This is a genomic window from Streptomyces sp. NPDC059564 (assembly GCF_042735575.1).
Classification (GTDB): domain Bacteria; phylum Actinomycetota; class Actinomycetes; order Streptomycetales; family Streptomycetaceae; genus Streptomyces.
The window spans coordinates 1-10,745 of the sequence record NZ_JBHWBP010000265.1 but is presented as its reverse complement, the minus strand read 5'-3'; the positions used below and the strand labels follow the sequence as shown (position 1 = coordinate 10,745).

Genomic DNA, 10,745 nt, shown 5'->3' with positions numbered 1-10,745 from the left:
GACTTCGTCCGATACCGCAAAACCAACTTCGTGACCCGCCGGGTGGCGATGCCGATCGGCGAGCCCGACGGCCACACCACCCCCCGGCTGGAACGGATCGTGGAGACGTTCCGCGCCGCCGGTATCAACGCCAAGGCCGAACCGCACATGGACGCCTGGCTCAAGACACACGCCGCGTTCGAGGTCCCGCTCGGGCAGGCGGTGCACGCGGCAGGCGGCCCGACAGCCCTGGCCGACGATCCCGACGCGGTCCGCGGCATGCTCCACCTCATGCGGCAGAACCTCGCCGCCATGGCAACGCCACCGACACCTCGCGCATTCGCCGCTTTGCGGACTCTGCCGACAGGTCTGCTCGTGACCATGCTCCGGCATTTCCTGAAGAGCCCGACGGCCGTGCACAGCGGACTCGACAACCCCTCGCCTGCCGCGGCCGCCGAGCTCCAGAGACTGGCCGAACAGCTCCGTGCCCCTGCGGGAGCCCGCTAAGACTGTGTCCTACGTGGCGAGGCGGATGTTGGACCGTTATGGGGGTAGCGCCGAGGTAAGCCCAAAAGCCGCCAGTACTTGATCTTGGCGGGGGTGGCGCTCGGTCCGCTCAACTCAGGCCGGCAACCGGGAGTGCGTTGACGCGGTTCTCGTACTCGCGGCGGGCCTTGCGTTGGGCCGGGACCGCCGTGGTGCCGTCGAGGGGCTGGCAGCGGTCGAGGAGTTGGCGGTGGACCGCGGGCACCGCGGGGACGCGAAGGGTGTAGCCCTGGCCGCGCCGTACGGTCACGCCCTGGTCTAGCGTGACGCGCTCGAAAGGCTCCAGGTCGACGGCCCGGACGGGACTCTGGTGGCCTTAGCGGTGTCCGGTGGGTCAGTCAGGGGCAGCGCGCCGTGCGGGGCATGCGTCTCTTGTTGTGGGCTCGTCATGGGTGTCGTGGGAGCGCCACTGGCCTGTCACCGCGCTGCCACAGACGGCGATTACGGGTGTGGTGGGGAGTTGGGGCGGCGAGTGTCTCCGTGTCAGCCGCACGGCCCCCGGGCATCGCGGCCGCAGAGACAGGAAGGTGAAGTCATGCTGAAGCGGGTGAAGATCGGCGTCGCGATGGTCACCATGGTCGGGGTCCTGGCCGTGGGCGGAGCGGCAGGAGCCACACCGGCCGTGGCAGTCGCTGTCACGTCCGAAGCAGCACAGGCAGCCCCCGCGAGCAGCGAGATCGCTACCAAGGACAGGGCAAGGGCCTTGGGGCGAGTCCATTGGTGGAATGCGGCCAAGGGGTTCGGCTTCGTCACCCAGACGATGTCAGGTGGGGCCAAAAGGGAGTTCTTCATGCATGTGTCGTACGGGGTCGAAAATAGTTTCACTCTGAAGAGCGGCGACGTCGTCTCGTTCATCGTGGGTATGGCGCACGGGAGGCAGATTGCCCGCGACGTGAAGGAGATGTGATCTTGTAGGTGAGCAGGCTGTGGGTGGCAGGACGAGGCCGCCCACGGCCTGTGAAGACCAGGTGAGTACTGCAACGCACATCAGCGTCGGCTGGCCATCTTGGTGCGCGAGCGCGAGCGCGGGCGTGTGCATGGCTCCGGCGCAGGACAGCATCGCGCTGCCGCTGGGGCATGACCTGGCCGGGGCGATGTCAGGCCGCCTGGCCCGAATGGGTGACGGCTGCTATCGCACAGGGTGCCGAGATCAAGTAATGGCGGCTTTTGGGCTTACCTCGGCGCTACCCCTCTATGGCCTCGTCGGCGTCTGCGCACAGCCCAGTGTTTCACCAGGAACCGCCTCCAGTCGATGTAGCGTCCGCTCCTGCGACAGGAGGTACCCGAAGGGTCGTGCAAAGCATGGAAGGGGAGGCAGCGGTGTGGGTTGCGATGTTGCTACTGGCAGGTCTGACCTGCCTCGGGTTCGGCACCCATGAGGCCATGGTCCAGCACCGCCTCCAGCGCGAGGGGATCCGCGTCAGGGGCCTGGTGGTCCGCCACCGCGTTGAAGGCTCCGAAAATGATGGTGGCCTTGTCTACTTCGCGGTGGTCGAGTTCGTTGATGCGCAGGGTAGTCGGCACACGTTCCAGGCCGGGTCATCCGGAGTCAAGGGCCTTCCCGTGGGCGGTGGGGTCCCGGTGCGCTACCTTCCCGAGGCCCCGAAGAGCGCACGAATCGACCTCCGAAGGAGACGGATTTCGGAGGTCGCGGCTCGTTTCGTGGTCGGCACCCTGTTCACGGCCATCGGGATCTGGATGCTCGCCACCGGTCGTTGAGCTTGTTCCTCAGACCGTGTGCTACATGGTCAGCTTGAGGAATCGCTTGTAACAGCACAGGGGCCGCTGCGAGGCCGAGAAAGGCAAGGTAGTTGCGGGAGTTGTATTCGTAGCGGGGGCTGAGTCGGCGGTAGCCGGACAGCCACGAGATCGTCCGCTCGATCACCCACCTGCGGAGGCCCAGGCGTTCGCTGGACTCGATGCCTTTGCGGGCGATGCGTACGCCGATGCGCTTCCCTCGCAACCATTTCCGCAGGTGGGCGATGTCGTACGCCTTGTCGGCGTGTAGGCGCTGGGGCTTGAAGTAGCGGTCGCGGTGGGGGTCGTGTCTCGTTTGGTGACCGGCGACCGTAGGCTTCAGCGCTTCGCCGTCGTGGACGTTCGCGGCAGAGACACCGACGACCAGGGGCAGTCCGTTCGCATCCGACAGGACGTGCATCTTGGAACCCGGCTTGCCCCGGTCCACGGGGCTCGGACCTGTGAGTTCACCCCCCTTTTTTTAGCCCGCACGTGAGCGGAGTCGAGGACCACGCGCGAGACGTCGATGAGGTCGGCGTCATCAAGTCGGTGCAGCACCGCCTCATACAGTCGGCCCCACACCCCGGCCCGCGACCAGATCAGGAACCGACGGTGCGCGGTCGACTTCGATATCCCGAAGCACGGCGGCAGAGCCCGCCAGGCACAACCGCTGACCAGCACGTAGATGATCGCCGCGAACAGCGTCTCATCAGGCGTGTCCTGCGTTCCGCCGCCCTGCGGCCGCACCCTCGACGGCGGGATCAACGGCTTCGCGATCTCCCACAGCCCATCCGGAACAATCCAACTCCATGTACCCCGCCCCATTGACAGCCCAACGAGCGATCACCACGTAGGACACGGTCTAAGCACAACGATGCCCCCGGCGGAAGAAACCTCCGCCGGGGGCATCGTTGTGCTCTGTCTTCTGACCAGTCGAACTCAGAGGGAGTCGGCCCGGGCGGATCGGTGCACGTCTCCCTTCCTGCGATCCGTCCGGTGAATTCACCACTTCCCGGCGAGCTCGTCGAGGGCGTCCTCGGCGCCGGCGCGATTGATGCGGTCGGCGGTGGCGATGGCGTCGGATATCCAGGCGCGGGCCCGGACGGCGCTGCCGAGCTGGCTGGCAAGGACCGCAGTGACGTCCTTGTACCGGGCGTCCGCACCGAAGGCTTCGAGAACGAGCTCGGCCAGGGGCTCGAAGTCGCCGTCCTGGGCGTCCTGGACGGCAGAGGCCATGGTCGAGCGTATGCGGTACATGCCCGCGGCTTCCTTGAGGCCGCGCCAGAATCGGGCGTCGCTGTGGCCGGGCAGGTCGTTGAGGAGGGCGGCGAGCTGCTGCTCGTCGTCGGTCACGGTCGGCTCCTTCGCGTAGGCGTCCGGCCAGTATCGGAGCCGGTGATCGCGGAGGAGGCCGTTCCGGGGGAACGGGCTGGTGGACGGCAGCGGACGCGTCCAGCGGGTCAGACCACCGACAGGTACGGGCGAGCTTCGACGGCTGCTCGCGCCGCCTTCTCCCGACCACATGCGGCGGCCGAAGCGGTTTGCCGGTCTTCGTGATGCATTCCTCCCCGGGCCGGGCCAGGCAGGTCGCCACGGAGCAGGGCGTACGGGGGAACTCCGTGGCTGAGCGCGATTCCCCGCCTGGACGGGGCCGGCTACTCCAGGATCCGGAGTTCACTCTTGGGCCGGCAGTAGGGGCACTCCTCGACCCCGTCCACGAGGGCTTGGCGGGCCTGCTGGCGAGTGATCTCCTTGCCCTCGCCGTCGGGGCAGTGGCCCGCGTGGACACGGAAGGGCCGGGGGCCGTACCCGGTTCGGTGGATTTCGAGCTTCCAGTCCGGGACCGGCGGGGCCGGGCGGCGGGCGGTGACCGCGGCCTGTTCCTGTTCCAGGCGGGCGAGGGCCTCGCGGGTCTGGGCATGCTGCCACTCCAGCCATCCGAACACCGCCCGGTGTCGGGCGATCTTCTCCGCAAGGCGTTCGTTCTTCGTCTCCTGGTGGTACAGCAGCTGAACTTACGCTGACCAGGGGAAACGGTAGTTGGCGGGGCTCCTCGTCGGGGGCTGGTCCGGAAACGGTCCGGATCTCGGTCCGGGCGGCCTTCGGGCGGAGGCGATGGGGTGGGGTGGGGTGGGACGTTCTGAGAGTGAGTGACGGCCTCGATCACACGGCGCGCCAACCTCGTTCACAGGGCCGGGTCGGATGGCGGAGGGGCAGACGCCGTGCGGCGGATTGCGACGACGGCCGCGTCGTCGTCGAGGTGTGCGTGGACGTGAGCCAGTAGGTCGGCCTGGAGATGGCGCAGGAGTTCGCCGGGTTCGTCCGTGGTCCACTGTGGCGCGCGCTCGGTGAATGGGTAGAAGCGTCCGTCGGTGTTGCGTGCCTCGATGACGCCATCGGTGTAGAGGAGCATCAGGTCGCCAGCCTCGAACGGGAATGTCTGGACGTCGTAGTCGGCGATGCCGAAAGCCCCGCCCAATCCGATCGGAAGATGGCTGGCCTCGGCCACGAGCGGGATGAGCCGATTTCCGCGGAGGATGAGCGGCGGCGGGTGACCGCAGCTGATGAGGTGGACGACCGGATCGTGGTCGGGGATGTCGAGCAGCATGGCGGTGGCGAAGTCTTCGATGGTGTCCTGCTCTGTCTGTGACCGCCACTGGCTGGTGTCCCAGCGGAACGCGGCGTCCAGGTGGACGGCGAGGCGGGGAAGGGTGGCCTGCCGATGGGCGGCTGCTCGGAAGGCACCGAGCAGCAGGGCGGTGTTGCTGATAGCGCCCAGGCCGCTGCCGCGCACATCGCCGATGAGGAGCCGGGTGCTGTGGTGGGCGGTGCGTGCGGCCGCGTACAGGTCTCCGCCCAGCTCGGCTTCCTCCTCGGCGGGGATGTACAAGCCGGCGATCTGTAGCGGGCCGGCGCGTGTGGGCAGCGGCTGCAACAGCACTCTTTGGGCTGCCTCGGCCACCGACCGCACCTGGTGCAGCTGCTGCTCGCGCCGGTCCCGCACCACACAGACGGTGACACAGACGGCCGAGACGACGATCAGGGCAGCGATCTGAGCCTGGATATTGGCGGTGCCCGAGACCCCCCTGAGCACGCCGATCAGCACCTGGGCTGCTACCGCAAGAGCCCCCATTACCGCCGTCGTAAGGGCGCCGGCGAACGCCACCGAGATCGCGGGCGCTGCCACGAGCAGTGGACCGAGGTGGACGTGCGGCGGAGACAGTACATCCACTACGCACACGGTGACGATCAGCCCGAGCGGGATCACAAGCAGCGCGGGCGCGTGCCCCTGCCGCCAGGAACGCCGGACGTCCAACCATGCTCGAAGGGCCATGCCCCAAGCCTTCCATCCACCTCCGCAGGGTGAGGACGCGGCGCTCCGGGGACCGCTGTCCGGGGCTGTGCGAGACGGGACACTGTTCAGGGTGTACCTGGCTGCGGCATGCGGACCTGTTCGGTGATCCACGATTGCGCGAGCCTCGTCCACGCCGCGGCTTGGCCGGCATCCTGGGCCAGACCGAGACTGTGCGGGCCGTGCGCGAAGACGTGCACGGTGTGCGGTACCTCGTGCGCGGCCAGTGCCGAGGCGATCCGGTAGGTGTGTTCCGGCGGGACGTAGATGTCTTCGGCGGTGTGCCAGAGGAAGAAGGGCGGAGACCCTGTGGTCACCAGAGCGTCGAGGCTTGTCTGGCGGCGCAGCTGCTGTGAGGCGTTCTCGCCGAGCAGGATCAGCCGCGCGGGTCGGTACGTCTCTGTCTCCATCGATGTGATCGCGTAGCCGAGGAGGGCGAACTGCACGGACTCGAGTGGATCGCCGCCGGGTGGCTGTTGAGCAGGAGGGGGAGTGCGGTCAGGTGCGGCACGAGGAAGAGGCCGCCGAGCACGGATATTGGGTAGATCGCCAGGGTCGCGCTGATCGTCATCCTCCACCGGGGCGGCGCCGGACGTGTCGAGCCCGGTCCGGCGAACCAGGTCTCCATGCCGGTCAGGGTGCGCCGGGCGATCTCGGTGTGGTGGTGTCCCTGGCAGTCGGCGAACCAGGCCGCCCGCTCGGGCGACTCCTGCCAGGCGCGGCAGGCTTCCGCGTTCCGGAACCGGTGGACGAGGAACCAGGGGGCGTCGCCGCCGGAGGAGCGGAAGAGCCCGTACCCCAGGTGGCCGGGGAAGGCGGCCGCGCTCTCCAGGACGCCCTTCGCCCACAGCTCGAAGTCGGCTTCGTGCCCGGGGTCGACCCGACGGGCTATCAGCAGGGTCACCTCGCCGGTATCGGCGGGGACGGTGGAGTGCTCAAGGCTGGCCGCGGTCACATGTACTCCTCGTGATCACGCCGCGCCCGACCTCACTCTACGCGCTGCTCCGCCCGGAGCTCAGCGTCCCAGCCGGGCGTCGAGCCAGGTGAGGACCTCCGGGGTGACGGGGTCGGTGATGTCAGCGAACTCCGGGTGCTTGGTGAGGAACTTGGCCACGTACGGGCAGACGGGCACGATCCGCATCCCGGAGGCGCGGACGTCGGCCAGGGCCTGCTCGACGAGGATCGCGGCGAGTCCCAGGCCGGCGTGGGCGTCGTCGATCTCGGTGTGGAAGAAGACCCGCTGGTCGTCGCGGTCGCGGTAGGCGGTCAGGCCGGCGCGGTCGTCGTCGATGAGGATCTCGTAGCGGTGGCGGTCGTCGACGTGGCGGACGACGGGGGCGGTGGTGGTCTGCTCGCTCATGGCGGAGGTCCTTGCGGTACGGGGTCAGTGGCGGGAGGGGTTCTTGCGCGGTGCGATGACGGCGTTGGGCAGGGCGGGAGCGGGCAGCCGCTCGCCGGGGTAGCCGTCGACGGTGCCGAAGCGGTCGGAGGCGTGCTCCCATTCCTCCCGCGCCTCCACGATGTCCTGGTGGCTGCGGCCGATGAAGTTCCACCACATCACGATCTCCTCCTCGAAGGGCGGGCCGCCCAGGAGGACCGTCCGGGCCGGGCGGCCGGAGTCGTTGGTGAGGGTGAGAGTGGTGCGGCCGGTGGCGGCGTAGCCGAGTTCCGCGGGGCGTAGGGGAGTTCCGTCGAGGCGGACGTCGCCCTCGTCGACGAGGAGTCCGTGTTCGAAGCCGGGGTCGACGTCGAGGGTGACGGTGGCGCCGGCGTCGATCAGGACCTCGGCGCCGAGGAGCGGGGTGAAGGTGCGTACGGGGGAGGTGTCGCCGGCGAGGGTGCCCAGGAAGACCCGCAGTTCCGCCCCGTCGACGCGGAGCGGCTCGGGTGCGTGGTGCTGGAACTCGCGGGGCGCGTGGCGGTGTTCGCCGGGGAGGGCCACCCAGAGCTGGACGCCGTGGAGCAGGGTGGTGGCGGGGGTGGAGACCTCCGTGTGGCTGATGCCGTGGCCCCCGGTCATCAGGTTGATCTCGCCGGGCCGTACGAAGGCGTGCGTCCCCAGGCTGTCGCGGTGTTCGATCTCCCCGGCGAACAGCCAGCTGACGGTCTGGAGTCCGGTGTGCGGGTGGGGTGCGACGTCCATGCCCCCGGAGTCGGCGACCCGGTCGGGGCCGTAGTGGTCGGCGAAGCACCAGGCCCCGATGAGCGTCCGGGCCCGCTGCGGCAGGGTGCGCCGTACGGTCATCGCCCGCGGTCCGCCCAGCGGGACGTCCCGGGCGGTGAGGACCTCGACCCTGGCGTCGTTCTCGGACTCGGTCCCGACCTCCGTGTGATCCATCTCCCGGCCCCTCTCACACCAAAGTAGTTTCGTTTTCAACAATTGTGGGTGATCATAGTCCCGAAGACAACCCGGGACAACAGGCGAAGGAGTACAGGGTGATCGAGACGGCACAGACCGCGGAAGCCCACCGGACCAACGGCCGGATCTACCTCGACAAGCAGAGCCCCGCCGCGTACCAGGCGCTGGTCAAGACCGCCGACGCCGTCCGTGCGACGGCCGCCGAAGCCGGCTTGGACCGGATCCTGGTCGAGCTGGTCAACCTCCGCGTGTCCCAGCTCAACGGCTGCGCCTTCTGCCTCGACGTCCACACCCGGGCCGCGCTGCGCGCCGGGGAGACGGCTCGTCGCCTCGGAGTGCTCGCCGCCTGGCGGGACACCGAGCTCTTCACCGGCCGCGAGCGAGCCGCCCTCTCCCTGGCCGAGGCCACCACCCACCCCGCCGACGCCCTCGCCCAGGAGCGGGCGTACGTGCAGGCGGGGGAGGTGCTGGCCGACGACGAGATCTCCGCCGTGATCTGGACGGCGATCACGATCAACGCCTTCAACCGGGTCTCGATCCTGAGCAAACACCCGGTACGCGACCGCTGAGCCCTTACGGGGCCGTCGCCCAGCCCGCGCTCGCGCCCGGGCCCGAGAGCCGCCACAGCACCACCGCGCCCGCGGCGAGCAGCGCCAGCGCCACGCCCAGGACGAGGGAGGGCCCGACCTTCAGGAGGACGGCTCCGACGAGGGCGCCGAGGAGCATCGCCAGTACGGACAGGATCCGCCGGCCGGGCCGGGGCGCCGCACCGCCGGCCGGGCCGGAGTCCGCGGCGAGCCCGGTCAGGGTGAGGGTGAGCACGGTCGTCGTCAGGTCCGGGACGCCGAGCCGCCGGGCCACCGCGTTCTGCAGCCCCATCGCGAGGCCGAGGAGCACGATCAGGGTGTACCGGACGGCGCCGCCCACCTCGTCATGGCCCACGGCGGTCGTGCCCAGGGCTGCCGCGAACAGCACCGCCTGGACGGCCATGGCCGAAGCGAGCATCCGGCCCAGGTGCGCGGCGAAGCGGACCCCGAAGCGGCCGCCGGCCAGCGCTCCGGTGAGGAAGGCCGCGAGGGAGACGACGGACGCCAGTGCCGACAGGCCGCCCGCGCCCGAGAGGGCGAAGCCGAGGAACACCACGTTGCCCGTCATGTTGGCGACGAAGACGTGTCCGAGCCCCAGATAGCTCACCGCGTCCACCAGGCCCGTCACCACGGTGAGGGCGAGCATCAGCGGCGGCAGCGGGCCGTGCCGGTCCCCCTTCGGGGGGACCAGCGTGCGGGCCGCGTCAACCAGCAGCGCGCGCATGCCCGGGCGCTCCTTCCGCGGCGGAGGCGGTGCGGTGCAGCACCAGCCGAGTGAGCAGCCCGCTGACGGGGCCCACGACGAGGGCGGTGACCGAGATCCACACGGGCCACGGGGTCAGCCCGAGTACGTGGTCCGCCGACCACCGGCCCGGGCCGGTGAGCGCGAGCACCGCGGCCACGACCACGAGGAAGAGCGGGTACTCGTACCCGTCGTGCTGCACCCACAGCCCGTTGCGCCACTTGACGGTCGTGGCCACCGTCATCACCCCCGCGGCGGCCATCGCCGCCGCGGGAGTGAGCAGCCCCGCCGCCAGGAACAGACCGGCGCCGATCTGGCCGCCGCCCGCCGCGAGCGCGGTGAGCCGGCCGCCGCGGAACCCGTCCCGCCGGAACTCCTCGATTCCCCCGGCCAGGCCCTCGCCGCCCAGCCGGAAACTGACTTTCTGCACTCCGTGCCCGGCGACGAGGAGTCCCGCCACCAGCCGGAGGACCAACAGTCCGGTGTCCATCACGTTCCCGCCTGCTCCGTCCCTCTCCGTCTTCGGGCCGTCAGCCGGCCGCGTGGGCGCCGATCATGGCCTGCGCGTACACGACGCCGAGCCCGTAGGCGCCGGCGTGCTCCTTGACGACCTCAGTGGTGGCGACGTACGTCCCGGTACGCGCCCAGTCGCGTTGGAGCTCCAGGAGCACCTGGACCCAGGTCACCGGTATCGCACCGCCCTGGACCATGCGCTGCACGGCGTGCTCGTGCGCCTGCGGGCTGACGCCGCCGGACGCGTCGGTGACCACGTACACCTCGTAGCCCTGGGCGATGGCGGACAGGGCGGGCAGGACCACGCAGACCTCGGTCCACAGGCCCGCGATGACGAGCTTCTTGCGGCCGGTCGCCTTCACGGCCTCGACGAAGGGCCCGTCCTCCCAGGCGTTCATCGAGGTGCGGTCGACGATCTTCTGGTCGGGGAAGACGTCGGCGAGCTGCGGCAGGATCGGGCCGGAGAAGGATTCGGCCGCGACGGTGCTCAGCACGACCGGTACGTCGAAGACCCGGGCGGCCTTCGCCAGGCCCACGGTGGCGTTGATGATGGCGGTGCGGTCGCCGCTGCCGGTGCCGAAGAACATCTGCGGCTGGTGGTCCACGAAGAGGACGGCGCAGTTGTCGGGGGTGAGCAGGTCGGGGCTGGGGGCCGCGGTGACCTGGGCGATGTCGAACATGGGAGTACTGCCTTTCATCGGTTGGCACAGAGGTGGATCGGTGGGGCGTTGGTGTGGCTTTGGTGCGGTTTCGGTGTGGTTTCAGAGGGAGACGCAGGGGTCGAAGACCCCGTTCTCGTGCCCGGGCGTGAGGCCCCGGCGGATGCGCCACCGCAGGTGATCGCCGGACTCGCCGGCGGCCTCGCCGATCAGCTCGGCCTGGCGGACGCCGCCGGGGCGCGCCGGCCCGGCGGCCCGGTAGCCGCCGAAG

The 10,745-nt window shown here is 69.8% G+C and carries 15 protein-coding genes and 1 pseudogene; 4 read left to right on the top strand and 12 right to left on the bottom strand.

Annotated elements, in window-relative coordinates; translation table 11 throughout:
• Nucleotides 1-486: ketopantoate reductase family protein (locus tag ACFV0Q_RS30950; RefSeq protein WP_385009723.1), on the top strand; the 486-nt coding region annotated here is incomplete at its 5' end.
• A 109-nt stretch (nt 487-595) separates the two neighbouring features.
• On the opposite strand, the gene ACFV0Q_RS30945 is transcribed toward ACFV0Q_RS30950, so the two are convergent.
• Nucleotides 596-775, bottom strand: a complete 180-nt coding sequence (locus tag ACFV0Q_RS30945) for a hypothetical protein (RefSeq protein ID WP_385009721.1) — start codon at nt 773-775, stop codon at nt 596-598.
• A gap of 285 nt (nt 776-1,060) precedes the next feature.
• Here ACFV0Q_RS30945 and ACFV0Q_RS30940 point away from each other — a divergent pair, with 285 nt between their 5' ends.
• Nucleotides 1,061-1,432, top strand: a complete 372-nt coding sequence (locus ACFV0Q_RS30940; RefSeq protein ID WP_385009720.1) for a cold-shock protein — start codon at nt 1,061-1,063, stop codon at nt 1,430-1,432.
• 287 nt (nt 1,433-1,719) lie between these two features.
• Complete coding sequence (locus tag ACFV0Q_RS30935) at nt 1,720-2,244, top strand: DUF3592 domain-containing protein (protein ID WP_385009718.1); 525 nt, start codon at nt 1,720-1,722, stop codon at nt 2,242-2,244.
• A 21-nt stretch (nt 2,245-2,265) separates the two neighbouring features.
• Here ACFV0Q_RS30935 and ACFV0Q_RS30930 read toward each other — a convergent pair.
• From ACFV0Q_RS30930 to ACFV0Q_RS30895, 8 genes and pseudogenes are all read right to left on the bottom strand, one after another.
• Nucleotides 2,266-3,087 (bottom strand): annotated as a pseudogene (locus ACFV0Q_RS30930) (IS5 family transposase).
• A 177-nt stretch (nt 3,088-3,264) separates the two neighbouring features.
• Nucleotides 3,265-3,615 (bottom strand): hypothetical protein, encoded by a 351-nt coding sequence (locus ACFV0Q_RS30925; RefSeq protein WP_385009716.1) that lies wholly within the window; start codon nt 3,613-3,615, stop codon nt 3,265-3,267.
• Between the two features lie 302 nt (nt 3,616-3,917).
• Nucleotides 3,918-4,208 carry a DUF6233 domain-containing protein gene (locus tag ACFV0Q_RS30920; protein WP_385009715.1) on the bottom strand — a complete coding sequence of 97 codons (291 nt, stop codon included), beginning with the start codon at nt 4,206-4,208 and terminating at the stop codon, nt 3,918-3,920.
• Between the two features lie 239 nt (nt 4,209-4,447).
• Nucleotides 4,448-5,596: a PP2C family protein-serine/threonine phosphatase gene (locus ACFV0Q_RS30915; RefSeq protein ID WP_385009713.1), complete on the bottom strand. Its 1,149-nt coding sequence runs from the start codon at nt 5,594-5,596 to the stop codon at nt 4,448-4,450.
• A gap of 86 nt (nt 5,597-5,682) precedes the next feature.
• Nucleotides 5,683-6,024, bottom strand: coding sequence for a prolyl oligopeptidase family serine peptidase (locus ACFV0Q_RS30910; protein ID WP_385009711.1), 342 nt, complete (start codon nt 6,022-6,024; stop codon nt 5,683-5,685).
• Complete coding sequence (locus ACFV0Q_RS30905; RefSeq protein WP_385009710.1) at nt 5,991-6,569, bottom strand: antibiotic biosynthesis monooxygenase; 579 nt, start codon at nt 6,567-6,569, stop codon at nt 5,991-5,993. Before ACFV0Q_RS30905 ends, ACFV0Q_RS30910 begins: the two co-directional genes overlap by 34 nt.
• 60 nt (nt 6,570-6,629) lie before the next feature.
• Nucleotides 6,630-6,974 carry a GNAT family N-acetyltransferase gene (locus tag ACFV0Q_RS30900; protein ID WP_385009708.1) on the bottom strand — a complete coding sequence of 115 codons (345 nt, stop codon included), beginning with the start codon at nt 6,972-6,974 and terminating at the stop codon, nt 6,630-6,632.
• Between the two features lie 24 nt (nt 6,975-6,998).
• Nucleotides 6,999-7,952 carry a pirin family protein gene (locus ACFV0Q_RS30895; RefSeq protein ID WP_385009706.1) on the bottom strand — a complete coding sequence of 318 codons (954 nt, stop codon included), beginning with the start codon at nt 7,950-7,952 and terminating at the stop codon, nt 6,999-7,001.
• A gap of 98 nt (nt 7,953-8,050) precedes the next feature.
• Between ACFV0Q_RS30895 and ACFV0Q_RS30890 the strand changes: the two genes are divergently transcribed.
• Nucleotides 8,051-8,542, top strand: a complete 492-nt coding sequence (locus tag ACFV0Q_RS30890; protein ID WP_385009705.1) for a carboxymuconolactone decarboxylase family protein — start codon at nt 8,051-8,053, stop codon at nt 8,540-8,542.
• Between the two features lie 4 nt (nt 8,543-8,546).
• On the opposite strand, the gene ACFV0Q_RS30885 is transcribed toward ACFV0Q_RS30890, so the two are convergent.
• From ACFV0Q_RS30885 to ACFV0Q_RS30875, 3 genes are read right to left on the bottom strand one after another with little or no spacing between them, the layout of a single operon-like run.
• Nucleotides 8,547-9,284 carry a YoaK family protein gene (locus ACFV0Q_RS30885; RefSeq protein ID WP_385009703.1) on the bottom strand — a complete coding sequence of 246 codons (738 nt, stop codon included), beginning with the start codon at nt 9,282-9,284 and terminating at the stop codon, nt 8,547-8,549.
• Nucleotides 9,265-9,792, bottom strand: coding sequence for a DoxX family protein (locus tag ACFV0Q_RS30880; protein WP_385009701.1), 528 nt, complete (start codon nt 9,790-9,792; stop codon nt 9,265-9,267). The genes ACFV0Q_RS30885 and ACFV0Q_RS30880 overlap by 20 nt, the downstream gene beginning before the upstream one ends.
• A gap of 40 nt (nt 9,793-9,832) precedes the next feature.
• Nucleotides 9,833-10,495, bottom strand: a complete 663-nt coding sequence (locus ACFV0Q_RS30875) for a hydrolase (protein ID WP_385009699.1) — start codon at nt 10,493-10,495, stop codon at nt 9,833-9,835.
• Nucleotides 10,496-10,745 lie beyond the last annotated feature (250 nt).

What these genes read in the sequence shown, in the direction of transcription:
- ACFV0Q_RS30940 (WP_385009720.1), top strand. Translation starts at nt 1,061, where the DNA reads ATGCTGAAGCGGGTGAAGATCGGCGTCGCGATGGTCACCATGGTCGGG.
- ACFV0Q_RS30935 (WP_385009718.1), top strand. Translation starts at nt 1,720, where the DNA reads ATGGCCTCGTCGGCGTCTGCGCACAGCCCAGTGTTTCACCAGGAACCG.
- ACFV0Q_RS30915 (WP_385009713.1), bottom strand. Translation starts at nt 5,596, where the DNA reads ATGGCCCTTCGAGCATGGTTGGACGTCCGGCGTTCCTGGCGGCAGGGG.
- ACFV0Q_RS30910 (WP_385009711.1), bottom strand. Translation starts at nt 6,024, where the DNA reads ATGGAGACAGAGACGTACCGACCCGCGCGGCTGATCCTGCTCGGCGAG.
- ACFV0Q_RS30900 (WP_385009708.1), bottom strand. Translation starts at nt 6,974, where the DNA reads ATGAGCGAGCAGACCACCACCGCCCCCGTCGTCCGCCACGTCGACGAC.
- ACFV0Q_RS30895 (WP_385009706.1), bottom strand. Translation starts at nt 7,952, where the DNA reads ATGGATCACACGGAGGTCGGGACCGAGTCCGAGAACGACGCCAGGGTC.
- ACFV0Q_RS30885 (WP_385009703.1), bottom strand. Translation starts at nt 9,284, where the DNA reads ATGCGCGCGCTGCTGGTTGACGCGGCCCGCACGCTGGTCCCCCCGAAG.
- ACFV0Q_RS30880 (WP_385009701.1), bottom strand. Translation starts at nt 9,792, where the DNA reads ATGGACACCGGACTGTTGGTCCTCCGGCTGGTGGCGGGACTCCTCGTC.
- ACFV0Q_RS30875 (WP_385009699.1), bottom strand. Translation starts at nt 10,495, where the DNA reads ATGTTCGACATCGCCCAGGTCACCGCGGCCCCCAGCCCCGACCTGCTC.